The organism is Mucilaginibacter sp. P4_A11, from assembly GCF_056402535.1.
The window spans coordinates 32,709-56,724 of sequence record NZ_JBFUHE010000017.1 but is presented as its reverse complement, the minus strand read 5'-3'; the positions used below and the strand labels follow the sequence as shown (position 1 = coordinate 56,724).

The window sequence follows — 24,016 nt, the reverse complement described above, 5'->3', positions numbered from 1 at the left end:
ATTATCTTTGAGCCTTATGAAAAAACTATTCCTTATCCTATTTATTGGCCTCAGTCTATCAGCTACGGCACAAACCCCGCTTGATGTTGGGGACTACTATTCAACAGTGCGCATGGGCGAACTTCGTGATTATTTAATGACTTTTATGCCTAAAGACTATAAGTTTTACGGTGACGATCGCCAAAACATAACAGAGAATGGTGTTAAGAGGCTGAAAACATACTATTTTAGGTTAACGAATGGGAAATCCTGGGACGATATTGTTGATGTCACTACCGAACGGGCTTCGCAGGATGATTATACTTTTACAAAAATTACAATTAAAGGTCCAATAGTTTTAATCGATTCAATATTTTATTCAACATTCAATCGAAGCAAAAACTTAAAGATCAAAAGGGATTTTGGGACCGATTTCTCTGAGACTAAGCAAGCTGCTTTCATATTGGGAACATCAAATGAATATTACGATGAATACGTTGCCCTTTTGAAAGCAGAGTATAAAAGTAAAAGCATAGAAATAGAAGCTGTTGCGGCAATAAAGCCAAAAGTGAAAGCCGTTTGGACAAAAGCCGATGAAGAACTATATGGTAGCCAGGCTGAAAAGGTGCATCAGGATATGATAGAAAGACAATCCGGGCATTTTTTGGTGAGGATTATTGGTTTTAAAGAATATTATACTAATGAGATCTCATCCTACGTCCAGATGAAAGGGTTTAAATCGGAAGATACCCCGGAAAAAAAAGGATCTTTTAATTACATATTTTCTAAAGGATACATCGGTTCGCAAAAAGCGCCCAAGTTGAGGATGACTTTTGCAGTTAATCAAAACCACCGTGTTACATCCGGAACAATTACCGGTAGTTTTTTTGATTTGGCAAACCTGTTTTTATATTACTGGCCTCAAAGTGCCGAATGGTGGAGCCAGGTGCAGTTAAAGCGTGGTGTTGTAGCTCAAAAACACAACTTTGGCGAGTTGGTAACATTTAACTGGAATGGCGCTACCCCTTTTATTAAGATCACTAAAGATCCTAATATAAGCGTGCCTGTACCGCCGTTAAAACAAGATAACTAATAACTGCGCAGTATTGTAGGTATTGCCGTGGACGCCTGGGACGATTTGCACGAAGTTGCGTCCACGCAATATTTTGTATCAGCTTATAAATTTCTGAATTAACCCGTACTATTTTACGAGGATGTCGCGTTATAATTTCGTAATGAAAGCAATCTTCTTTTTCATGCTCATATTTATGCTGCTCGTTTCCACAATACCTGGAAAAGCCGAGCAAGCTACGGGTATGAAAGGTTGCTGCCATAAAATGGCTAATATGCCGCAAAAGCATCAACGTATCCCAAAAGGATGCGATGGCGGTGTGTGCGTAACCGTATTATCATGTAATAATTGCTGCTTTTTAAAAACTGAACCAGTTAAGGTGGAGGCGCATGCTATCACCGTTGATAGTAAAGCAACCCTGCCGTATTTAATAGGCAACTTGCCCGGTTATACCAATACCTGCTGGAACCCGCCGAAAGTTTAAATGAAAAAGAACATCTGCCTATCTCCTATAGCGTATCTTTTTATTTAAACATTCAATTTGAAAATCATGAAAAAGTTTCTTTTCATCACAATAGTGATGCTGTTTACTGTATTTAATATTTCGTTTGCCAATACCCCTTGCTGCAATAGCAAAATGAACCATTGCACTAAATGTGCAAAATCATGCACCAAACCAACGTGTTTGGATAATTGCAGCAAAACATGCAAGGCCAGTAGCGATTGCAATAAAACATGCAGTAAATAATAACAAAAAGCCCCCGGTGATAACCGGGGGCTTTTGCTTTATAGTTGGTAACCATTACCATAACTACTCAATATTAATGAACCCTATCAGTTTTATATATGCCCAACGGGCCGTCTATAACATCGGCAATCTGCTGACTAAACAATTGAAAATGCTCCTGTTTAACATGCTGATCAAGCCCTTCCTGGCTTGCCCAGGTTTCGTGAAAAACAAACTGGGTTTCATCGGTGGTTGATTGATACAGCTCATACTGCAGGCATGCTTCTTCCTGGCGTGATGCTGCTACTAGCTTGTCCAAAAAATCTTTCATTTGGGCGGTTGTGCCGGCCTTACACTTCACTAAGGCTGTTAAGTAAATTTTCATGGTTTGGGTTGTTTTGGGTAAATAGTTTGTTTAAATGCTCCTGGTAGCGTTGCAGGTTCTCCTCAATATTAGCGTTTTTCATCACATCATAAAAGTGGATACTTTCTAATTGCTGCATGCCGGTAAAGGCGTTCATGCGGTGAAAACCAAACAGCGGGCCTTCGTCAACACTGTGCTCATTAAAAAACTCGCCGGGTAGGGTAAAAGCTGTGATTGGGGCATTCCATGAGGTAGTAAGCAGGTATTGTTTGCCATGCATCAGACCGCCTGTGCCATAATTAACGCCAGGATTTTCGGCAGTACGGCCGTCGCTGCGGTAAATGCCATTTTGATAACCTGCGGTAAAAACTTCATCTATATATTTTTTAAAAGCATGAGGCACCTGGAACCACCAAACGGGAGTATGGTAAATAATTACATCGGCCCACTTATAGTTTTCGGCCTCCTGCATAGGATCATAAGCGTTATTAACATCAGTTGAACGTACCTCAAAATCGGGGTGACCGGTAAAATATTGTACGGTAGTATCTAATAATGTTTTGTTAAATTTTCCGCCGGAGTGACCGAAGATCTGTCCGCCGTTTATTACAAATATGTTCTTCATTTATTTTCTTGTTTTAATTTTCATCAAAATTACGGCGCATTTATCTACTATTAAAATAGTATAATTTATACATTTGTATCATAATTATAATAGATAGGCCATGGTAAATTTTGAATGGTTCCGTACATTTAAAGCTATATATGAAACAGGCTCCTTAACCGGGGCGGCAGAAGCGCTGTTTATTTCCCAACCCGGAGTGAGCCTGCATTTAAGCTCGCTGGAAAGTTATGTAGGCTATAAACTGTTTGATCGCACCTCGCGGAAGATGGTGTCGACGGAGCGGGGAAAGATCCTGTATAACTACATCCAGGAATCTATCAGTAAACTGGAAGAAGCCGAGCGGCACTTTCATAAAAGTACCGAAAAGGACGTGCCTACCATAAGCATAGGCATGTGTTTTGAAACTTTTCAGTTTACGCTGGAGTCCTATTTACCTACGCTGCCTTTTAATGTGATCATTAAATTTGGCGAATACCCCGAAATGCTGGCCGATCTTGATAACGGTATCCTCGATCTGATCGTAACGCCCCATAAAGGCGATTATAAAGGCCTTGAATATAAGCCCTTTTTTAAGGAACGGATAGTAGTGCTGGCAGGTTCCCAAACGCCAATAGCAGAGTTTAATGAACTGCTGAAAACTAAAGACCTTAACCAGATCCAGGCCTGGCTCAAAGCTCAAACATGGTATGGTTCATCGGGCGATATGGAGCACTTGCGGCGTTTCTGGCATATTAACTTCGGTAAGCGCCCAGATTTTAAGCCCAATTTTATTGTACCCAATATGGGCTCCATTATCCGCTGCCTGAGCGATGGTAAGGGAATAGCGGTGATCCCCGATTTTCTTTCAAAAAAAGAGCGTGACAATGGTAATATCAAATTGCTTTGGGAAGGCTACAACCTGATAGAAAATACACTGTACTTCGGTACGCGTAAAAAGTCGATTTACGCGGAGCAGGTGGCGATGATCCAGGGGATTTTTGAACGGGAAATGGTGTGATGAACAGGTAGCTCAAATCTTCTATACCGTGGCAATTGCAAACCATGCGCTTTATTGAAACTCAAACATTTCTTCGTCAAGGTCACCGGTGTACCATCGGCCATTAATAAAATAATAAGTTTCCTTACCTAAAATGATCATCGGAAAAATGCCGGTAACCTTCTGTTTGATTTTATTTTTCGCAGTGATAAAATGATCATATAAACCATGCTTAATGCTATAGAAAACATTTAGCTTTTTATCAAAAGCTAAAACGGTGCTGTCATCATAAACATAATTTGTTTCTGGATCGTGTTTTGAACTAACGTAATCATGAACGTGCACATTCAATTTATAGTTGTTTGCATTATTTCCGCTGATGTTTAACTTGATATGGTATTCTTCTTGTTCAYCCCCCGTTTCTCCGTTGGAGTACCAGCAGGCGTACACCGCTTCATATAGATGGGCACCGCTTAAACATATTATTAATAAATTTCCTAACCCAACGTTTGATCCGCCCCTTACCGCATATTTTATTTCGATAAAGCTTTTATTCAATAAACGGGTTTCGGGTGGTACGCCCCAAAAATCTTGTATGCTGATAGTTTCCTTTAAAGAAGTGATTTTAAGTACATGGCTTTCATAATCGGGAATGATCTTTACTGTTTGATTTTTACCGTCGACAGATACAAGGTGATATGTTTTCGTATCTCTTTTGGTTGCTTTTGCCTCAGCAGTTTTTAGCCAAGCTTGTGCGGATAGATGATCGAAAGAAAGCATAAAAATCAAGGCAATCATTAAGGCGGCGCATCTCTTCATACAGGCAAGGTTTACACGCCAATTTATGCTTTTATTTTGCTGCTTTTATTACTAATTCCAAATCAAAATAATGGTGGCGCTATTGTGTCAGTGCCTTTTATCACCAGAGGGAAATTTCAAAAAACGTAGAAAATCATCCAAAAACAAACAAAAAGATCCGGGCATTTTTTAGCCGGATCTGAAACGCTGATTTTCTATTCCTAAAACTTCTATTGATTGATAATCAGTTAGTTAATGGTGTTTTGGTCGGAAAGATAAACTGTTGATTGCCAGAATGTTTCATGATTTACCCGTTTCAGTGTTTCACATTCAAAAAATGGAACACTTCTTATTTATGGAAAAAGAGACACCTGCATTTTTTCAATTTTTTTCGGGAATCAAAAAATTGGGACACATTGTTTGTTACAATGGATGCAGGCGTTTTGAACCGCAGTGCGCCTATACAGTGGGCGTTGCTTCAAATATGCCCGCATAATATTTACGATAAGCAAACAGCAGAAACAACTGTAAAATTATAACTGCCGATCCGATAGGTATACCGGCCGGTGCCAAAATGGCATGGAACAGGAATATATTAAGCGAAATAGGCAGTAGCACCAACACAAACAACGCGGTATAACGATTAATAATCAAAAAGAAGCCGCTGGCTATTTCAATTACTTTCATGTATTGAAAAAAATAGCCCGAACCGAACAATCCGCCGCTAAAAGCCTGTGCTTTATCGGTCATGGGCGGTTGTGCCATGTGCAGGAACTGGAAAAAGAAGTTCAAACCAAACACCAGGAAAACGAGCCCCAGCAAAGTGCGGGCAATTAGTACTGCAATTTTCATAATTAATAGGTTTAATATAAGGTTAAACACTAAGTTTAGTAATTTAATTGACATATTCAAATTCCCTCATAGCTAACTATTTAAACAGGCATCGCTTTTGATTAAGGGGGTATATGAACATTCAAAAAATAACTTTCGGCAACGGTTGCTTTTGGTGCACCGAGGCCGTGTTTCAGGCTCTTAATGGTGTAACATCAGTAACATCAGGTTATATGGGCGGCAAGGTTTTAAATCCAACCTATGAGGAGGTTTGTACCGGCACTACCGGCCATGCCGAAGTGATCCACCTGGAGTATGATGCTGATGTGATCTCGTTTGATGAATTGCTATTGGTTTTCTTTAAAACTCATAATCCAACAACGCTTAACCGTCAGGGTGCTGATGTAGGCACACAATACAGGTCGGCAATATTTTATTATACCGATGAGCAAAAACAGGCTTCGGAAGCCATGATAAAAACGCTTACTAATGAGCATGTTTTTGATGACCCTATTGTAACTGAAATAACGCCGGCAAGTGAATTTTACAGTGCCGAAGATTATCATCAGAATTATTTTAACGATAATCCTAACAAGTCGTACTGTGCGTTTGTTATCCAGCCAAAACTCAATAAATTTGCCAGGGAGTTTAAGGATAAAATAAAACCGGAGTTGTTGTAAAGTATACTGTGGTCATCCCGAATTTATTTCGGGATCCTACTTGCTAAGCCGCACGCTAAGTAAATTGTCCACTTGTCCTATGGGGTGCTGAAACAAGTTCAGTATGACGTTATGATTTATCTCCATCAACCACTATGAAAAAAAGTTATAGCTATCTACTATCAGGTCTGTTATTATTCAGCGCCTGTACATCCGTTAAAAAAACTGCTACTTCAAGTACCAGTATTACCAATGATGGTAAAATTTGGGCTTCCTTATGGCAGCAGCGGGCGGCAGAATACAAAGCGCTGTGCTTTCAGGCCTATAATATAGCTAAGCTGAGGGTTGATGAAGGAGTTAAAACTCCTGGTGATAAGCCGCTGGCTATTGTTACCGATATCGACGAAACCCTGTTGGATAACAGTCCATATGATGCACACCGTGCCTTACAAAAGTTAGATTACAGCGATGCCACCTGGAAACAGTGGACGGACAAAGCTATTGCTGATACCGTGCCGGGCGCTCCTGCATTTTTTAAATATGCGGCATCAAAAGGGATCACTATATTTTACATTACCAACCGTAATGAAAACGAGCGGGCAAGCACCCTGAAAAATTTGCAATTATATGGATTGCCTAATGCCGACGATGAGCACCTGCAGCTAAAAACAACAACCTCAAGTAAGGAGGCGCGCAGGCTTAATGTGTTAAAAACGCATAATATCCTCTTGCTTTGTGGCGATAATCTGCCCGATTTTGACCTGCTGTATGATAACCATCCGGCCGAAGAAAACAGGATTGCAACTACACAAAAGCTGCAAAAGGAATTTGGCAGCAGGTACATTGTTATCCCTAATCCTTCATATGGCGATTTTGAAGGAGCCCTGTTCCAGTTTAATTACAAACTGACCCCTGCTCAAAAAGATTCGGTGATCAGGGCTAAGATCAAGGCTGATCAGTAGGGTTCAGGGTTATTTAACGGGTGATGGGCAAGATCCCCGAGATACGCGTTATAACTTAGTTAACTGTATTTGCGTATATTTACACGCTGGCAGTCCCGAAGGTTTAGTTTAATAAAATAATTAAATGTTTGGGTGATGTCATAATCTTGTAGCAAAATGTGCATAAAACGCAAATAAATTGCAAATTTGCATACTGCATTATTCAGTTAACCCCTGTTTAACTATGAGTGATAGAACTATTCTGGTTTGGTTTAGAAATGACTTGCGTATTCACGATAACGAAATTTTGTTAGAAGCTGTTCGCAAGGCTGATAAAGTACTGCCGGTTTATTGTTTTGATCCTTACTATTTTCAGCACACCACAGGTGGCGCGCCAAAAACAGGGAGTTTCAGGGCCAGGTTCCTGCTGGAGGCTGTTGCTGATCTCCGCAAAAATTTACAGGGCTTTGGTGCCGAACTGATAATCCGTATTGGTAATCCTGCCGAAGTGATCCCGCAGCTTGCCGAAGAATATCATGTAAATGAGGTTTACCATCACCGTGAGGTAGCTTATGAGGAAACCAATATCTCCGAAGAAGTTGAAACGGCCTTGTGGAAAATGAGGCTTAACCTCAAGCATTTCATCGGTCATACTATGTACCACAAGGAAGATCTTCCTTTCCCGATCAAGGATATCCCTGATAGTTTTGCGGTTTTTAAAAAGAAAGTAGAACGTGATAGTAATGTTAGGTCGTGCGTACCGACCCCCGATCATATTACTGTTCCCGAAATTATTGATGCCGGCGAACTGCCAACCTTGCAACAGTTAGGTTTGAATGAACCTGTTGATGATATGCGCGCTACCGAGTATTTTCAAGGGGGCGAAACAGCTGCAATAGTGCAGATGCACAAATACTTCTCCAATCTTGATCAGGCCGTAAAACAAAAAAATGGCCGTAATGGATCTGAGTTTTCTTCAAAGCTTTCTCCATGGCTGTCAATAGGTTGTATTTCGCCAAGGCAAGTGTATTGGGAAATTCAAAAATACGGCGGCAATGGCAATCTTTTGAAACTTGAATTGCTTTGGCGCGACTATTTCAGGTTTATGTTTAAAAAGCACGGGCAAAAATTCATCAAAGCAAAAGATGAAGCCCAGGACCTTGCACCCGATGCCGGTTTGCTGTTGCAAAAGTGGAAAAACGGCGAAACAGGCGTGCCGCTGATAGATGCTGCCATGCATGAGCTTAACGCTACCGGTTTTATCAGCAATCCAAACAGGCAAATAGTAGCTGGCTATTTAGTAAATACCCTTAAGGCCGACTGGACCCAGGGCGCAGCTTATTTTGAAGAAAAGCTTATTGATTATTCGCCGGCCAGCAACTGGGGCAACTGGGCCTTTATTGCCGGTGTTAATGACGCTAAAGAAAGTAAATACACTATAGCTACGAGACTCCCCAAAGAGCTTGAAGCCAAAACCGATTTTGTGAATACCTGGCAGCCATCATCCATTGATGAAGCCGGGGATTTGGTTAGCGCTTAAGTATTATCCGCATTAAAATATTTGTATCTGTTGCAAAACAACTATCGATAATTTGAGTTTTCACCCCAAAGGATAAAATAAGCCCAATAATGGGTAAATTTCTTTACAATTAATTATGAAGTATATAGGGGTATATGCTTACTTTTGTACCGTTTTAAAGATCAGTTTCACATGGATCGTCTCAATTATATAAATAGCGGAAACGCTGCCTACATATCTTCCCTATACGAACAGTACAAGCAGGAGCCGGAATCGGTAGATTACGGATGGCAAAAATTCTTTGAAGGATTTGATTTTGGCAAGGACACAGACGCCTCTGCCGCAATTGCGCCCGCTGCTGTTGGCGAAGCTACTCCTGAGCATTTCTTAAAGGAGATCAACGTATTAAACATGATAGATGGTTACCGCTCGCGCGGGCATTTGTTTGCAAAAACAAACCCGGTTCGTGAACGTCGCCATTATTTCCCTGGTAAGGAGCTTGAAACCTTTGGTTTGAGCGATGCCGACCTTGATACCGTATTTAACGCAGGTGTTGAAGTAGGTTTAGGAGCTGCCAAACTGCGCGATATCCGCCAGTTACTTGAAGATACCTATTGCCGTTCAATTGGTACGGAGTATAAATACATCCGTAACCCAATAAAAATAAAATGGTTTGAAGAGCGGATGGAAAGCCGCCGCAATACACCTTCTTTCACTGTTGATGAAAAGAAGGAAATGCTTAACAAGCTGAACGAAGCTGTAACCTTCGAAAACTTTTTAGGTACCAAATTCCTTGGTCAAAAACGTTTCTCGCTTGAAGGTGCTGAAGCGCTGATTCCTTCAATGGATTCGGTAATTAAAAATGGTGCCGATTTGGGTATCGAAGAGTTCATCATTGGTATGGCTCACCGCGGTCGTTTGAACGTGTTGACCAACATCATGGAGAAAACCTATAAAGAGGTATTCTCTGAGTTTGAAGGTAAAAACTATGATTCTGAATCACCCTTTGGCGGCGACGTAAAATACCACTTAGGTTTTTCAACCGATGTGCTCACCAAAAATGGCAAAAAAGTTCACCTGAGCCTTTGCCCTAACCCATCGCACCTGGAGGCTGTTGACCCGGTTGTAGAAGGTATCACCCGCTCAAAAATCGACTTTAAATATGGCGGCGACCATTCAAAGATCGCCCCGATCCTGATCCATGGCGATGCTTCAATTGCCGGACAGGGTATCGTATATGAAGTTTTACAAATGGAGAAACTGGATGGTTACCGCACCGGCGGCACTATTCACCTGGTTATCAACAACCAGATAGGTTTTACCACCAACTATAAAGACGCGCGTTCAAGTACCTATTGTACAGACGTTGCCAAAACTGTGCTTTCGCCGGTTTTCCACGTAAATGGGGATGATGTTGAAGCCTTGGCTTACGTAGTAAACCTGGCTATGGAATACAGGCAGGTATTTAACGAGGATGTATTTATTGATATCCTTTGCTACCGTCGTTATGGGCACAATGAGGCTGATGAACCAAAATTCACCCAGCCGCTGTTGTACAAAGCTATCGACGCCCATCCTAACCCGCTTAAAATTTACAATCAGAAACTGATAGACGAAGGCAGTATTAATGCTGAGTTCTTAAAATCTATCGAAAAAACTTTCAAAGACGAGTTACAGCAAAAACTGGACGAAGTAAAATCTGAAGAAAGGTTTACTGATACCATTGCCATGTTTGAGGGGGCCTGGAGCGGATTGCACCTGGCAAGCCATAAAGAACTGGTAAAAGCTATTGATACATCTGTAGCCGAAGAAGAGTTACTGGAAATTGGCAATAAGTTAACTGTTTTGCCGCCAAACAAAGAGTTCTTCAAAAAAATTGAAAAGCTGTTTGAAGACCGCAGCGCAATGGTTAACAAAACCAAAGTATTTGACTGGGCTATGGGCGAGTTACTTGCTTATGGTACTTTGTTAAAAGAAGGTTATCCGATCAGGCTAAGTGGCGAAGACGTAAAACGTGGCACTTTCTCGCACCGTCATGCGGTATTAACGCTGGTTGATTCTGAAGATGAATTTACACCGCTTGCTACTATCAACACTGAAGCCAAGCTGAGTATTTATAACTCTTTATTATCTGAGTATGGTGTTTTAGGTTTTGAATACGGTTATGCCCTTGCAAACCCTAATAATTTAACTATTTGGGAAGCCCAGTTTGGCGACTTTTTTAACGGTGCACAGATCATTGTTGACCAGTACATTGCCAGCGCCGAAACAAAATGGCAGCGCGGTAACGGTTTGGTAATGCTGCTGCCTCACGGTTATGAAGGTCAGGGCCCTGAGCACTCATCTGCACGTGTTGAACGCTTCCTGGAGCTTTGTGCCGATGATAATATTCAAATAGCCAACTGCACCACACCTGCCAACTTCTTCCATATTTTAAGGCGCCAAATGCACCGCGATTTCCGTAAGCCTTTGATCATCTTTACACCAAAAAGCTTGCTGCGCAGTCCTAAATGTGTTTCGCCGCTGGAAGATTTTACCAATGGCAAATTCCACGAATTGATTGATGACAGCTACGTTGATCCTAAAAAGGTTAAACGCGTATTGCTATGTACCGGTAAGGTTTATTATGACCTGCTGGATAAACAACAGGCCGATAACCGCAAGGATGTGGCTATTGTACGTGTGGAGCAGCTTTACCCAACTCCGGTTACTCAAATCCTGAAGATCAAAGCCAAATACGAAAAGGCTGAGTTTATCTGGGTACAGGAAGAGCCTGAAAACATGGGGGCATGGCCTTACATTTGCCGTAAGTTCCATAACGATAAGGTGATCAACCTGAGCGTTATTTCAAGGATAGAAGGCAGCAGTACCGCAACCGGTTTTGCCAAACAGCATGCCGCCCAGCAGTTATATATCGTTTCAAAAGCTTTTGAGGCCCCTGCCGGAAAAGTAGTTAAAGAAGCTGTTAAAAAAACGACAAAGAAAATGGCTGATGCCGGGGCTGATTGATTTTTTAATTAATTATCCCGATAACTGTCCATTAAAAAATATAAAATCTACAATACTACAATATGAGCTTAGCGATTAAGGTGCCTACCGTAGGCGAATCAATTACAGAAGTAACCCTTTCGAGCTGGAAAAAGAAAGACGGCGACCGCGTTGAAATGGACGAGGTTATTGCCGAACTGGAATCAGACAAGGCTACTTTTGAGCTTACTGCCGAAAAAGCCGGTACTTTAAAGATCGTTGCCAACGAAGGCGATGTATTACCAATTGGCGCTGTTGTTGCCAATATTGAAGATGGCGGCGCTGAAGCTGCTGCTCCGGCTGCACAGCCTGAGGTTGTAGCTAACGCACCTGCTCCTGCACCTGTTGCCGCTGCTCCCGCACCTGCATCATCAGGAGCATCTGTTGAAATTAAAGTGCCGCCTGTAGGTGAATCTATCACAGAGGTTACTTTATCTCGCTGGATCAAGAAAGATGGCGAGGCCGTTGCTATGGACGAAGCTATTGCCGAACTGGAATCAGATAAAGCTACATTTGAACTTACTGCCGAAAAAGCCGGTGTTTTAAAAACCTTGGCTAAAGAAGGCGATGTATTAGCGATAGGTGCTGTTGTTTGTACTATTGAAGGTGCAGGCGCTCCGCAAGCTGCCGCTACTATTCCGGTTACCCCGGCTGTGGTTAGCGCTGCTGACGAGTCACCTCGTGGTGGTGCAGCTGCCGAAAGTGCTAAAACTTATGCATCAGGCACTCCATCACCGGCTGCAGCTAAAATTTTAGCTGAAAAAGGTGTTGATCCAAAATCAGTATCAGGATCGGGTGTTGATGGCCGTATCACTAAAGGTGATGCACTTGGCGCGCAAGTTCCGGCAGCTAAACCTGCTGCTCCTGCGGCTCAGCCAGCTGCTGCCCCGGTTGTAGCTTCAACTGGTGGTGCGAGAGACGAGAAACGTGAGAAAATGACCTCATTGCGTAAAACTGTTGCCAAACGTTTGGTAGCAGTTAAAAATGAAACGGCAATGCTTACCACCTTTAACGAGGTTGATATGCAGCCGATCATGGAGTTACGCGGTAAATACAAAGATAAATTCAAAGAAAAACATGGTGTGGGCTTAGGCTTCATGTCATTCTTTACCAAAGCAGTTACTGAAGCTTTGAAAGACTGGCCGGCTGTTGGTGCACGTATTGAAGGCGAAGAGGTTGTGTACAGCAATTTTGCTGATATCTCTATCGCTGTATCTGCCCCTAAAGGTTTGGTTGTTCCGGTTATCCGTAATGCTGACAGCATGAGCCTTGCCGAAATTGAAAAGGCTATTGTTGTGCTTGCAGGCAAAGCCCGCGAAAACAAACTGACCATCCCTGAAATGACCGGCGGTACATTTACCATCACCAATGGCGGTGTGTTCGGTTCAATGTTATCAACGCCTATCATCAATGCGCCTCAATCGGCCATTTTAGGTATGCACAATATCATTGAGCGCCCTGTTGCTGTAAACGGCCAGGTAGTTATCCGCCCAATGATGTACCTTGCCCTGTCATATGATCACCGCATCATTGACGGCCGTGAATCGGTAAGCTTCCTGGTAAGGGTAAAACAATTGCTTGAAGATCCTGCAAGGTTGTTGTTAGGTGTATAACCCTGCAAAAACTTTATAAAAGAGATCCCGGTTGGTTTTCCTTCCGGGATTTTTTTGTGATTAATATCGGGGCATTGGATCAAACCAAAAATAGGGAAGAATAACAAAGCAGTTCAAAGAATTCTGTATAAAGGCCTAATCTCTGATCTCCAACCTCTAATCTCTAAAGCGAACCCTTCACCACCCTTTTAAGCACCAATAAATTTTGCCCATTGAGGCTGTAGCCGCTGATGTTGTTTTGGTAAAGGTTCACCAGTTTGTCATAGTATAATACCACGATGGGCGATTGCTCCATCATGAGGTTATCCATTTGGCGGTAGATGGCAAAACGTTTTTCGTCGTCTTTTACCTGGTAGGTTTGCTCAAAAAGTTCGTCGAATTTTTTATTGTTAAAGCCGGTATAATTAGGGCCAAAAGGGATCTTGTTTTTAGAGTAAAATACCGAAAGGTAGTTTTCGGCATCGGGATAATCAGCTATCCATGAACCATAAAAAAAGTTGATGCCATTCTTGGAGATCAGCTCGCGCAGGCTGGCTCCCTGCGTTATCTCCACATTGGTTTTTATGCCGATGCGTTCAAACTGGCCTTGCACATATTCTATCAAACTGCGATATCCAACGGTTGTAGCCAGCGTAATTTCGGGCATGTTTTTGCCATTGGGATAACCGGCATCGCGAAGCAGGCAACGGGCTTTTTCAGGATCATAGTTATAGCCTTTTACCCCTATGCCGTTAAAGCCGGGCATACCCTCGGGCACAAAACCCTCATAACCCGGAGTCCCCATGCTGTTACGCAGGTATTTGATCATCTTTTCGCGGTCAATGGCATAATTGATGGCCTGCCTGATCTTCAGTAGTTTTAAAGGGGATTTTTTTACGATAGGCAGAGTTGTATCAACTAACATGCCCAGGTAAATAGTGTTCAGGTAAGGGGCGGTGTTCAGGATAAATTTACCCTTGTATTTTTGTGTTATCTTGCCTGCTTTGGTGAGGATGTCATCGCGGTAGCTGCCGTCGATATCATTTAAAAAGTCGATATTCTTTTTTACAAACTCAAGGAAGGATGTTTGCTTATCGGCAATAAAGGTGGAGCGGATGGCATCCAGGTAGGGGAGTTGGTTACCTTTTTCGTCCTTTTCCCAGTAATGCTCATTTTTTAAAAATACAAGCACCTCACCCTCTTTCCAATATTTGAACCGGAAAGGGCCGGTACCTACCGGGTGGCTTCTGAAATCCTTGCCGTAAAACTCAACCACTTCTTTGGGTACTACAGAGCAATATTGTGCCGTAAGCAGACTTAAAAATGGTGCAAAGGGCTGTTTTAGCCTGATTTGAAAGGTACTGTCATTAAGGGCTATGAACGCGCTTTTGTCTTTTACTTTGTCGCTAAAGATCCATGAGCCGGACGAGGCTACTTTTGGATCGATCAACCGGCCAAAACTATAAACAAAATCAGATGCAATTGCCCTGCGACCTACGCCATTTGCAAAATGAGGATCGTCATGAAAATAAACATCATTGCGCAGGTGGAAGGTATAAAGCAAACCATCTGCCGATGTTTCCCAGCTTTTGGCGATACATGGGATGGTTTTTAAGCTATCATTGATCTGCACCAGGCCATTGTAAAGCTGATTATCCATCCAAATGGTATAGTGGTTACGGCAAAAAGCAGGATCAAGCGAAGTAAGGCCTTCTTCCAGGTTAATATTAAAAACTGTTTTATGCTGATTGGAAGAGTTATCGGTATGGCAGGAGCAAAGCTGAATGGAGAATAATACAAAAAGGTAAGTGATCAGCTTATTCATTTATGCTAATATATCAAATATCGAGATAGCAGAATAATTGAATAGCTGATTATTACGCGGGGATGAAATATCATAAATGGCAAGCATCAATTTATATGGGTTAAATATTATATTTGATTTGAATAAGCAAAACCTAAATGATCACAAAGGAAGACTTACAGCAGAAGTATGCAAAACTATCCACAGACAAGCTATTGGAAATTATAAATAATAAAACCAATTACACTGAACTTGCTGTTGCAGTGGCTGTTGAGGAGCTTTCGGATAGACAGGTATCTGAACAGGATATTTACAGCTACAATACCAAGCAGGAGGAAAAGCTAAATACTTTTATTGAACGAAATGTAACTGAAGGGCTCAATTTTTTAATGAAGATTGTGTTTTTCTTCTTATTTATACCGATACTGACATTTGCGTTTAAAATGAACTACAGGCAGTATGGGTTTGCACTAAAACTACGACAATCCAATTATTATTCATTAACCGGTTTTGTATCACTGATGATTGTTGTCATTGCTTTGGTAGCTTTTAATTGGGATGTTTCTGACTTTACAACCCTTACTATTTGGATGATCCTTTTTATTCCCGCGTATTTGCTTGATGATTTCTTTAACAGGCAAAAACTGATTAAAAGGATGGGGCGGCTGTTGGATGCAAACGGATATAGTCAGGATGAAGAAACAGCAAATGAACAGAAAGGTTAAAACTAAAAAAGAAAAGTGAAGCCTTGTCCTTTTGAAGGCTTTTTCATCTCCTCAAACTTTTCAATTTCCTGGTTTAGTAAATAGGCATATTCACCGGCCATGAACTCGCGGAATATTTCAATGTTTTCCTGTTGGCGGGTATCAATCAATGCCTGGATGTAAGCTGCCTTGTTTTCACTTCGCACAATTGCCAGGGGAAGACTATATCGTGCCTGGATATAATTCATTAATAATCGTGACGTCCGGCCATTGCCATCATAGTAGGGATGTATGCTGACAAGGTTAAAGTGAGCATCAAAGGAGAGATTCAATTGCTCAGAAACAGATAGCGGAGAGTCAATAGACTCATTCAGTTTTGTTACGAGATCAGTCGTTAAGCGTTCTACCTTATCAAAGTTTGGAAAATAGGAGATCCCGGCAGTAACATTGCCTTTTCGAAATGCGCCGGTACTGGAATCTATGGTGCCAAGCATGGTATTGTATACCTTGCCCGTGTTTTTCATCACTAAGGCATTGATGTTTCGTAGCAGAGCTACAGATAGTGCCTTTTTTTCTTTAGCGTTTGCGATTGTGAAAAGAAGAGCTGCATGATGATCTGTTACCATCAGGCTTTCTTCTAATGGTTTTCCATTGGGGGTGCGGCCTTCGTTGATCAATACCTGGGTTTCCACCTCAGTCAACGTCGATCCTTCTATCCGGGTGGAGTGATGGTCGATAGAGATCAGCTTAAACCGGTCGTGATCTATCACATCGGCTATACCAAGATCATTGTATTTTTCTATCAGTTTAAGTATTTCCATCGTTACTACAACGCGAAAATACTTATAAGTTTTTATATGTAGTTGTTCATAGGTTCGGCTGTTCAAGAGATTAGCTCTTGAACAGCCGAACTTAATTTCCTATGCATCAATACCAGTCAATCCCTTATAAAAGTGTTTGGCATAGCCTGCTATTAAAACATCCTGATCATTGCCATTAATGATTCGGCGCGCGTTGATCCAGTCGGCATGTTTGTCATCAAAATATTTGCCTAAGCCAACGCCTGTGAACATGCCTTTGGTCATGCCGTCAATCATGATCTTTGCTGCTATATCGGGTTGTAATGCCAGTTCCGGATGGTTGAGGAGATCGACATTTAGATGCTTGCCAATAGCTTCATAGCTTTCGTACCATGTTAATTGTACAAAACCACGGCCATAATATAACTGATCGGGCGTGGTATAAGGCACCCGGTGACCGGGGCCTGCCCCCATTTTAAATTTTTCGCCATAAGGATGGCCCTTGCCTTTGCCGTTTTCGTTTACCGGCTGCATGGTGCCCGCGCACTCATGATAAACGGTGCCCAGCATATAGGCTACTTTACGCTGATCGGTAATGCCGGCATCTGCTGTGGCTTTTAAAATGGTTTCGATGCCATCAACCTGGCTTTGTGAAATGTGACCTTTAAATATGGTGTCACGAATGGTGTCATAAAATTCTTTTGTACCTGGCATAACTGCAAAATTTAGGTTTTATTAATAAAAGTTAATTGCTGTAAGCGAACGTTTCAGATTAAAAAGGTGTAGAAGAGTTGGATAAAGATAGATATTCAAGTTTAGAATATCAAAGAGCTAAGATGCTCAAAATGAGAATAAAAAGCCCTTTATAGGCTAAAGGGCTTTTATTCTTTATGAAAGAAGGATTACCAGCTTGACCGGAATATTTTATGTGCACCAGATGCATTATAGGCGCTGATATAGATCCATGGGCCTAATTCTATACCGCCCAAGGTGTAACCGGCTGGTAATGCAAAGCTTTTAAAAGTAGTGCCATCATTTGTTGAAAGGTTGAAAGTTCTGCTGCCATAAGCCACACGCAAACCAGCTGTCTTTACAACATTACATGCTTCATTGCTCACCAGGGTCCAGAACTCGCCTTGATACATAGATCGGTATAGGCGTTGATGAGCTATGTCAGGGGTTGATACAGGACTAAAAGCACAATAAACGCTGTAATCAGTTATTTTAAAGAAGTCTTTGTATCCCTCATTGAAATGATAGATCCCGGTAAAAGAACTGTTTGAAGCATACCAGCTTGTCCCTTTATCAATTGATGTGTAAAATTTGGTAGCGTTGTGCGATGCGGTGTTTTTTGCAGTATCAATGGCGAATATATATTTGCTGTTAGGAAAACTAATAAAGTAATCCAATTGAGTAGGTTGAGAATTGGTGGTTGCGGTCCAGACTCCCCCGGCATCTAATGAAGTGTACGTAGTTGAACCGGAAACCAGCATAAGCCTTTCGCTGGTGCTTACAATACCGGTAAAACCTTTATCCGGATCGTTTTTATCCGGGTTAAGTTTTGTCCAGTTTATGCCATTGGTTGATTTGGCTACACCAAGGTTACTGGTTACATAAAATGCCGTTCCGTCCTGGCTTAGCAAATTTATAACCAGCTTTTTATTTTTGTTAAACGGCAGGTTGTTATAAACATTGGTGAATGTTTGGTTATCGCTGCTGTAATAGAGATAGCCAGAGTTTAAGCTGCCAGTAAATAATAAGCCGGTCTTTAAGGAAGCCATCATATTAATGTTCTGAATACTTGTAGAAGAAAAGATCTCCTGCCATTGAACATTAGGATATGGCTCATTAACTGTAAACGGCGCGTTATCAGTTGATGTTTTGCCGTTAACGGTTACTGTAACCCTGCCGGAAGTAACACCCTGGGGTACAATTACCTTTAGGTTGGTTCCTGTCGCGCTAAGCGTGTTTGCCTGTATCCCGTTAAACCTTACAATGTTGGCTGCTGATGTACTTGCAAAATAGTTACCTTGAATATTGATGGTGTCGCCGGCTCTTCCCTGATAAGGTGAAAGAAATTGTACCCGCGGAACGTTCAGGTAGGTAAATACCGGGCCTGTAACAGCTGCAGAAGAGCCAACGGATACCGTTACATTACCTGTTGAGCCATCCAACGCTGCTTTAACCTTAATTTTTGTTGGAGTCGCCGAAATTATAATAGCTCCTGCGTTGTTAAAGCGAACTCTATTGCCGTCAATTGAGCTGCTGAAATTGGTTCCATTAATGGTAACAGTATCGCCGGCCCTGCCGTTGGTTGGGCTTATCGAAGTTATGGTTGCCGGCGATGAAATGGTAAATGCGGGCCCAGTTATTACCTCATTGTCTTTTACTTTCAAGGTTACTACACCTGTTGTTGCTCCGGTAGGCACAGTCACCTTGATGGTAGTAGCCGTAGCTGATACAACTTTTGCATCGGTGCCATTAAATTTAACAACATTGTCTGTTAAAGTGGTGCCGTAATTGGTACCGGTAATGGAAACGGTATCGGCAACATATCCGCTTAGCGGAGTTATATTTTCAATAGTCGGTTTACTTACAACAGGTGTTGGGTCGATGATTTGCGATTTTGGTTTTGTATTGGTTGTAAAATCGTTTATTGTGTATGACCCGGAAGCTGTGAATGTCTTACCTGCAGCATCTTTAAAAGTAAGGTTGAATTTTATTGTAGCCGTGTTACCACTTAAAGAAACAGTAATGCTCCCCGAAACAGCATAATAAGTATTGCCTCCGTTGATATATTGCGCATAGCTTTGTACTACGGAGTTGGTAATGGCATTAACCTTTAAACGTGGGTTGCCAGGATTTGATGAGGTGCCCGTTTTTTTGTTGATAACAGCCGTGCCGGGTTTAAAATCGTTAACAAAAAAAGTGATCTTACTTCCTTTTGTGTTTAATGTAGCCGTGGTAAGCAGGGCCTTAATATCGTCGCCGGTTGTGTTATAGTAAATTGAAGAGAAATCACTCGCATCAATTGTATAATCAGTATCATCAATTTTTGCGGTAAAAGCTGCTGTTGGCTTGGTTGTTATATCATCTTCGGGCTTTTTGTATTTGGAGCAGGATACGCCTAATACAACAAGTAAAAGCAAAAGACATGAAGCCTTGAAAGAGGTTTGTAAAGATATATTCATATTGGTGATATTTCGATAATTGATAAGGGTTAGGTTGATAAGCTTTGGGAAGATTGCCGCAACTATTTAAATACAGATAGTTGGTGTTATAATACGTAAAAACGCAGGTACATGTTACATAAGCAAAGCGTACAAATGGCCTCATTTATACGCTTTGCTCTTATATATGTAAGTATATTTTACAGAAGCTTAATTAAAATATAATATTGATGCTAATCATCAAATCGCTCTTTTAGGAACTTGCCGGTATAGCTGTCCTTTTGTTTCAAAAGGTTTTCGGGTATGCCTTCAAACACAACTTTACCACCACGGTCGCCGCCTTCAGGACCGATGTCTATAACCCAGTCGGCACATTTGATCACATCCATATTATGTTCAATAACAATAATGGTATTGCCATGATCGAGCAGGGCGTCAAATGATTTTAGCAGTTTTTTTATATCGGCAAAGTGCAAACCAGTAGTAGGCTCATCAAAAATAAACAACGTTTTATTGGTGTTATTGCCTTTTACAAGGAATGACGCCAGCTTGATGCGCTGCGCCTCACCACCCGATAAGGTATTTGACGACTGGCCCAATTGTACATATCCCAGGCCAACATCAACCAGCGGTTTTATTTTGGCAATGATCTTAGGCTCTTTGGCAAAAAACTCCACAGCCTCATCAATGGTCATGTTCAGGATATCCGATACGTTTTTTTCTTTGTATTGGATATCAAGGATGTGTTGTTTAAAACGATGGCCTCCGCAGGTTTCGCAGGTAAGAAAGATATCCGCCATGAACTGCATCTCTATCTTAACTTCACCTTCGCCCTGGCAAACATCACAGCGACCGCCTTCAACATTAAATGAAAATGCAGATGGTTTTAACCCCGCAGCTTTTGCCGCCGGTTGGCCGGCATACAGGTTACGGATCTCATCCCATGCTTTAACATAGGTAACCGGGTTTGAGCGCGATGAACGGCCTATCGGGTTTTGATCAACCATCTCAACCTGTTCAATTTTGCCATAATCGCCATCAATGGCATCGTATGAACCTGTTTGCTCGCCCGAATAATTGCCTAATGCTTTTTGAACGGCAGGGGCAAGGATGCGTTTTACCAAACTGGTTTTACCCGAGCCGGATACGCCGGTAACAACAGTAAGTACTCCTAACGGGAACTTGGCGTTTACGTGTTTCAGGTTGTTTTCGCGCGCACCTTTGATTTCAATAAAATCGTGCCATTTGCGGCGGCTTGCAGGGATAGCAATTTCTTCCCGGCCGCTCAGGTATTTGCCGGTGAGGCTTTTATCGTCTTTTATAATTTCATTATAAGTGCCGGTGAAAACCAATTCGCCGCCATGGGTGCCGGCTTCAGGGCCGATATCTATGATATGATCGGCCGCTTTCATGATCTCTTCCTCGTGCTCAACAACCAATACGGTGTTGCCCACATCGCGAAGGGATTTTAATACAGTGATCAGTCGCTGGGTATCACGCGGGTGTAAACCGATACTTGGCTCATCCAGCACATAAACCGAACCCACCAGGCTGCTGCCTAATGAGGTGGCCAGGTTGATGCGCTGCGATTCACCGCCCGATAATGTATTTGACAAACGGTTAAGCGTTAGATAGCTCAAACCTACATCGTTTAAAAAGCCGAGACGGTTGGTTATTTCCATCAGCAGGCGTTTACCGATCTTTGCATCGGTTTCGCTTAGTTCCAGTGATTTGAAAAATTCAAATGCCTTATCCAGTGGCATCAGCACAACATCGGTAATTGATTTTTCGCTGATCTTTACATAAGAGGCATCTATCCGCAGGCGACTGCCTTTACACTCCGGGCAGGTAGTTTTGCCCCTGTATCGCGATAGCAAAACGCGGTACTGGATCTTATAGGTTTGCTCTTCCATCTCCTTGAAAAATTCATCAAGGCCACGGAAAAATTTATTACCTGTCCATAGCAGGCGCTGTTCTTTTTCTGTTAGCTGGTTGTATTGGCGATGAATAGGGAAATCGAATTTTAAAGCATGTTTTACCAGGGCATCATTCCATTCGCGCATTTTTTCACCACGCCACGGGGCAATGGCTCCCTCGTAGATAGATTTGCTTTTATCGGGAATAACCAGATCCTCATCAATGCCAATTACCTTGCCATAACCTTCGCATTTTTTGCAGGCGCCGTAAGGGTTATTGAAACTGAAAAAGTTTGGAGTAGGTTCTTCAAATTTAAGTCCGTCAAGCTCAAAGCGGTCGCAAAAAAAGCGCTCATGCTCTGTTTCGCCATCTGGTTCCTGGAAGCGGACAAAACAATCGCCTTTACCTTCAAAAAAAGCAGTTTGTATCGAATCGCCTAAACGGCTAACGGTTTCGTCCTCTTCGTTTTTGGTAACACGGTCAACAACAATGCGTACAGCGGTTTGCTGGTCGGTTTCCGGGGCTTCCGCAGCAGCTTTTTTCGCCTTGGTTTTTTTGATCTCCACTACCGGTTCAGCCGCCATTAAAGGAACGTTCTCTACTGTTTCATCCTCTAATAAAGATTCGATACGCGAAAGCTTGCCATTATATTCAACGCGAACAAAACCTTTTTGCATTAATACTGCAAGCTCTTCTTTAAGACTGCGGTTATTGTGCGGATGCAGGGGCGCAAGAATGGTTACCTGGGTTTCATTAGGAAGTGAAAGCACAAAATTTACCACATCGGTAACCGAATCCTTTTTTACGATATTGCCTGATATGGGCGATATGGTTTTACCGATGCGTGAAAAAAGCAGTTTCAGGTAATCATAGATCTCGGTTGATGTACCAACTGTTGAACGAGGGTTGGAAGTGATCACCTTTTGCTCGATAGCTATAGCAGGTGCAATACCTTTAATATAGTCAACATCAGGCTTATTCATACGGCCCAGGAATTGGCGCGCATATGACGAAAGGCTTTCCACATAACGACGCTGGCCTTCGGCATATAAAGTATCGAAAGCAAGCGATGACTTGCCCGAACCCGACATACCCGTAACTACCACCAGTTTGTTTTTGGGGATAGCCACATCAATGTTTTTAAGGTTGTGTACCCTTGCGCCTTTTATGATAATATGTTTTTGCGGATCTTTTTCTGCTTCTTTACTCATTCTGTTGAATTAGTTCAAAGTTGATGGTTTATAGAAGATAGCCATGAATTTGGTTGGTTGATGGCAAAATTTACACCATGAACCATGATCTATGAACCATGAACTTTTCGGAATGCAAAAATCCTAAAATATTTAGCAGAATCCAAATGAGTTTTAATTGTTTATTGGATTAAACTACGTGAATTATTGGAGTTTACAGTTTGCTGACTTTTTAAAGTTTAATGTTGTTTTAACAACTTCTTTTTAAAAAATTTATTTTGGTGAATGATTAAACCTTCGGTATTAAAAATTAGTCTAAAGAGAGCTAACCAAATAAATGATTGTTTAACGAACGGTTTTGCCGATTAAATAGTAAAGTTGAGCTTTTAAAAAAAATTTTATTTGTTTTTTTGTCAATAATTTATTTTATTTGAGGAAACAAATCTTTAACCCCTAAGGAGCACGCTATAGAATACACTTTACTTTAAAAGGTTTTAACTAAAAATTAAGTTTAAGTAGTACTTTCTATGGATTTTCAATTGAAGAGTGATCAGGATCTAATCCATCTATACGTAGCCGGCGACGAAGCCGGTTTAGTAGAATTGATAAGGCGTTACCAATCAAAAATATACACTTCTATTTACTTACTGGTAAAAGACGAATACCTTGCTGAAGATATTTTTCAGGATGCATTTATAAAGGTGATCAACACCCTTAAAGCCGGTAAATACAACGAAGAAGGTAAATTTTTGCCTTGGGTAACCCGAATTGCACATAACCTGGTGATTGACCATTTTCGCCGTGAAAAGCGCGCGCCAATGATCAGCAATGGCGATGATTTTGACATTTTTGAAGTGCTTGGTAATTACGATGAAAGTACCGAGGACAAAATGGTCAGGGATCAAACCCATAAAGACCTTAAAGCGCTGATCCAACTGCTTCCGTCAGAGCAGAAAGAGGTGCTTATTATGCGTCACTTTGGCGACATGAGCTTTAAAGAGATTGCCGACATTACCGATGTTAGTATCAATACCGCGCTTGGCCGCATGCGTTACGCGCTTAATAATCTCCGCAAAATGATGCAGAGCAAGGAACTTAGCCTGAAGAATTAGGTTTTTGCCGTTCGGCAATAAGAAATAAAAGGTTAGGATATTATTGTTTAGGTTAAATCAAACAATAATATCCTAACCTTATTTTTTGAACAAAATTTTGATATAATTTCATTAGTGATTGATATAAAGTTGTTTACTGTTATAATATGCTAATTCAGGGCCTGCAGCCATTAATTTCGTTAAATAAAAATTTCATTTAATTTTCATTT

19 protein-coding genes are annotated in these 24,016 nt (G+C 41.6%); 10 read left to right on the top strand and 9 right to left on the bottom strand.

Annotated elements, in window-relative coordinates; translation table 11 throughout:
- Positions 1 to 16: 16 nt before the first annotated feature.
- Both AC1DUD_RS25850 and AC1DUD_RS25845 read left to right on the top strand, forming a co-directional pair.
- Positions 17 to 1,072, top strand: coding sequence for a hypothetical protein (locus tag AC1DUD_RS25850; protein ID WP_477379864.1), 1,056 nt, complete (start codon positions 17 to 19; stop codon positions 1,070 to 1,072).
- 142 nt (positions 1,073 to 1,214) lie between these two features.
- Entirely contained in the window at positions 1,215 to 1,535 is a 321-nt protein-coding gene (locus AC1DUD_RS25845; protein WP_477379862.1) for a hypothetical protein, read from the top strand.
- A 337-nt stretch (positions 1,536 to 1,872) separates the two neighbouring features.
- Here AC1DUD_RS25845 and AC1DUD_RS25840 read toward each other — a convergent pair whose 3' ends face one another.
- Positions 1,873 to 2,163, bottom strand: a complete 291-nt coding sequence (locus AC1DUD_RS25840) for a putative quinol monooxygenase (RefSeq protein ID WP_477379860.1) — start codon at positions 2,161 to 2,163, stop codon at positions 1,873 to 1,875.
- Positions 2,129 to 2,767, bottom strand: a complete 639-nt coding sequence (locus tag AC1DUD_RS25835; protein ID WP_477379858.1) for an NAD(P)H-dependent oxidoreductase — start codon at positions 2,765 to 2,767, stop codon at positions 2,129 to 2,131. Before AC1DUD_RS25835 ends, AC1DUD_RS25840 begins: the two co-directional genes overlap by 35 nt.
- A 100-nt stretch (positions 2,768 to 2,867) precedes the next feature.
- Between AC1DUD_RS25835 and AC1DUD_RS25830 the strand changes: the two genes are divergently transcribed.
- Entirely contained in the window at positions 2,868 to 3,764 is an 897-nt protein-coding gene (locus AC1DUD_RS25830; protein WP_477379856.1) for a LysR family transcriptional regulator, read from the top strand.
- 51 nt (positions 3,765 to 3,815) lie between these two features.
- On the opposite strand, the gene AC1DUD_RS25825 is transcribed toward AC1DUD_RS25830, so the two are convergent.
- Together AC1DUD_RS25825 and AC1DUD_RS25820 are read right to left on the bottom strand one after the other, a co-directional pair.
- Positions 3,816 to 4,562 (bottom strand): hypothetical protein, encoded by a 747-nt coding sequence (locus AC1DUD_RS25825; RefSeq protein WP_477379854.1) that lies wholly within the window; start codon positions 4,560 to 4,562, stop codon positions 3,816 to 3,818.
- Between the two features lie 438 nt (positions 4,563 to 5,000).
- Positions 5,001 to 5,393, bottom strand: coding sequence for a hypothetical protein (locus tag AC1DUD_RS25820; protein ID WP_477379852.1), 393 nt, complete (start codon positions 5,391 to 5,393; stop codon positions 5,001 to 5,003).
- Between the two features lie 113 nt (positions 5,394 to 5,506).
- On the opposite strand from AC1DUD_RS25820, the gene msrA reads away from it, so the two are divergent.
- The 5 genes from msrA to odhB all read left to right on the top strand — a co-directional run bounded on the left by msrA (position 5,507) and on the right by odhB (position 13,131).
- Positions 5,507 to 6,052, top strand: a complete 546-nt coding sequence (gene msrA, locus AC1DUD_RS25815; RefSeq protein ID WP_477379850.1) for a peptide-methionine (S)-S-oxide reductase MsrA — start codon at positions 5,507 to 5,509, stop codon at positions 6,050 to 6,052.
- A gap of 134 nt (positions 6,053 to 6,186) precedes the next feature.
- Positions 6,187 to 6,993 carry a 5'-nucleotidase, lipoprotein e(P4) family gene (locus AC1DUD_RS25810; RefSeq protein WP_477379848.1) on the top strand — a complete coding sequence of 269 codons (807 nt, stop codon included), beginning with the start codon at positions 6,187 to 6,189 and terminating at the stop codon, positions 6,991 to 6,993.
- Between the two features lie 223 nt (positions 6,994 to 7,216).
- Positions 7,217 to 8,512, top strand: a complete 1,296-nt coding sequence (locus AC1DUD_RS25805; RefSeq protein ID WP_477379846.1) for a DASH family cryptochrome — start codon at positions 7,217 to 7,219, stop codon at positions 8,510 to 8,512.
- Between the two features lie 171 nt (positions 8,513 to 8,683).
- Entirely contained in the window at positions 8,684 to 11,500 is a 2,817-nt protein-coding gene (locus AC1DUD_RS25800; protein ID WP_477379844.1) for a 2-oxoglutarate dehydrogenase E1 component, read from the top strand.
- A 62-nt stretch (positions 11,501 to 11,562) separates the two neighbouring features.
- On the top strand, positions 11,563 to 13,131 hold the full coding sequence (odhB, locus tag AC1DUD_RS25795) for a 2-oxoglutarate dehydrogenase complex dihydrolipoyllysine-residue succinyltransferase (RefSeq protein WP_477379842.1): 1,569 nt from the start codon (positions 11,563 to 11,565) through the stop codon (positions 13,129 to 13,131).
- 163 nt (positions 13,132 to 13,294) lie between these two features.
- Here the strand turns inward: odhB and AC1DUD_RS25790 are convergent, their stop codons facing one another.
- Entirely contained in the window at positions 13,295 to 14,935 is a 1,641-nt protein-coding gene (locus AC1DUD_RS25790; protein ID WP_477379840.1) for an ABC transporter substrate-binding protein, read from the bottom strand.
- 137 nt (positions 14,936 to 15,072) lie between these two features.
- On the opposite strand from AC1DUD_RS25790, the gene AC1DUD_RS25785 reads away from it, so the two are divergent.
- Complete coding sequence (locus AC1DUD_RS25785; protein ID WP_477379838.1) at positions 15,073 to 15,639, top strand: hypothetical protein; 567 nt, start codon at positions 15,073 to 15,075, stop codon at positions 15,637 to 15,639.
- Between the two features lie 2 nt (positions 15,640 to 15,641).
- Here the strand turns inward: AC1DUD_RS25785 and AC1DUD_RS25780 are convergent, their stop codons facing one another.
- From AC1DUD_RS25780 to uvrA, 4 genes are all read right to left on the bottom strand, one after another.
- Complete coding sequence (locus tag AC1DUD_RS25780) at positions 15,642 to 16,439, bottom strand: Fic family protein (RefSeq protein WP_477379836.1); 798 nt, start codon at positions 16,437 to 16,439, stop codon at positions 15,642 to 15,644.
- Positions 16,440 to 16,538: 99 nt separating this feature from the next.
- Positions 16,539 to 17,132 (bottom strand): glycoside hydrolase family 19 protein, encoded by a 594-nt coding sequence (locus AC1DUD_RS25775; RefSeq protein WP_477379834.1) that lies wholly within the window; start codon positions 17,130 to 17,132, stop codon positions 16,539 to 16,541.
- A gap of 188 nt (positions 17,133 to 17,320) precedes the next feature.
- Positions 17,321 to 19,609, bottom strand: coding sequence for an IPT/TIG domain-containing protein (locus AC1DUD_RS25770; protein WP_477379832.1), 2,289 nt, complete (start codon positions 19,607 to 19,609; stop codon positions 17,321 to 17,323).
- 212 nt (positions 19,610 to 19,821) lie between these two features.
- Positions 19,822 to 22,716 carry an excinuclease ABC subunit UvrA gene (gene uvrA, locus AC1DUD_RS25765; RefSeq protein ID WP_477379830.1) on the bottom strand — a complete coding sequence of 965 codons (2,895 nt, stop codon included), beginning with the start codon at positions 22,714 to 22,716 and terminating at the stop codon, positions 19,822 to 19,824.
- A gap of 506 nt (positions 22,717 to 23,222) precedes the next feature.
- On the opposite strand from uvrA, the gene AC1DUD_RS25760 reads away from it, so the two are divergent.
- Positions 23,223 to 23,807, top strand: coding sequence for an RNA polymerase sigma factor (locus AC1DUD_RS25760; protein WP_090534404.1), 585 nt, complete (start codon positions 23,223 to 23,225; stop codon positions 23,805 to 23,807).
- Positions 23,808 to 24,016 lie beyond the last annotated feature (209 nt).

Excerpts from the sequence above, each read along its gene's own strand:
- msrA (WP_477379850.1), top strand. The coding sequence starts at position 5,507 with ATGAACATTCAAAAAATAACTTTCGGCAACGGTTGCTTTTGGTGCACC.
- AC1DUD_RS25785 (WP_477379838.1), top strand. The coding sequence starts at position 15,073 with ATGATCACAAAGGAAGACTTACAGCAGAAGTATGCAAAACTATCCACA.
- AC1DUD_RS25770 (WP_477379832.1), bottom strand. The coding sequence starts at position 19,609 with ATGAATATATCTTTACAAACCTCTTTCAAGGCTTCATGTCTTTTGCTT.
- AC1DUD_RS25835 (WP_477379858.1), bottom strand. The coding sequence starts at position 2,767 with ATGAAGAACATATTTGTAATAAACGGCGGACAGATCTTCGGTCACTCC.
- AC1DUD_RS25850 (WP_477379864.1), top strand. The coding sequence starts at position 17 with ATGAAAAAACTATTCCTTATCCTATTTATTGGCCTCAGTCTATCAGCT.
- AC1DUD_RS25830 (WP_477379856.1), top strand. The coding sequence starts at position 2,868 with ATGGTAAATTTTGAATGGTTCCGTACATTTAAAGCTATATATGAAACA.
- AC1DUD_RS25805 (WP_477379846.1), top strand. The coding sequence starts at position 7,217 with ATGAGTGATAGAACTATTCTGGTTTGGTTTAGAAATGACTTGCGTATT.
- AC1DUD_RS25820 (WP_477379852.1), bottom strand. The coding sequence starts at position 5,393 with ATGAAAATTGCAGTACTAATTGCCCGCACTTTGCTGGGGCTCGTTTTC.
- AC1DUD_RS25775 (WP_477379834.1), bottom strand. The coding sequence starts at position 17,132 with ATGCCAGGTACAAAAGAATTTTATGACACCATTCGTGACACCATATTT.
- AC1DUD_RS25800 (WP_477379844.1), top strand. The coding sequence starts at position 8,684 with ATGGATCGTCTCAATTATATAAATAGCGGAAACGCTGCCTACATATCT.
- AC1DUD_RS25760 (WP_090534404.1), top strand. The coding sequence starts at position 23,223 with ATGGATTTTCAATTGAAGAGTGATCAGGATCTAATCCATCTATACGTA.
- AC1DUD_RS25840 (WP_477379860.1), bottom strand. The coding sequence starts at position 2,163 with ATGAAAATTTACTTAACAGCCTTAGTGAAGTGTAAGGCCGGCACAACC.
- AC1DUD_RS25780 (WP_477379836.1), bottom strand. The coding sequence starts at position 16,439 with ATGGAAATACTTAAACTGATAGAAAAATACAATGATCTTGGTATAGCC.
- AC1DUD_RS25810 (WP_477379848.1), top strand. The coding sequence starts at position 6,187 with ATGAAAAAAAGTTATAGCTATCTACTATCAGGTCTGTTATTATTCAGC.
- AC1DUD_RS25845 (WP_477379862.1), top strand. The coding sequence starts at position 1,215 with ATGAAAGCAATCTTCTTTTTCATGCTCATATTTATGCTGCTCGTTTCC.
- uvrA (WP_477379830.1), bottom strand. The coding sequence starts at position 22,716 with ATGAGTAAAGAAGCAGAAAAAGATCCGCAAAAACATATTATCATAAAA.
- odhB (WP_477379842.1), top strand. The coding sequence starts at position 11,563 with ATGAGCTTAGCGATTAAGGTGCCTACCGTAGGCGAATCAATTACAGAA.
- AC1DUD_RS25790 (WP_477379840.1), bottom strand. The coding sequence starts at position 14,935 with ATGAATAAGCTGATCACTTACCTTTTTGTATTATTCTCCATTCAGCTT.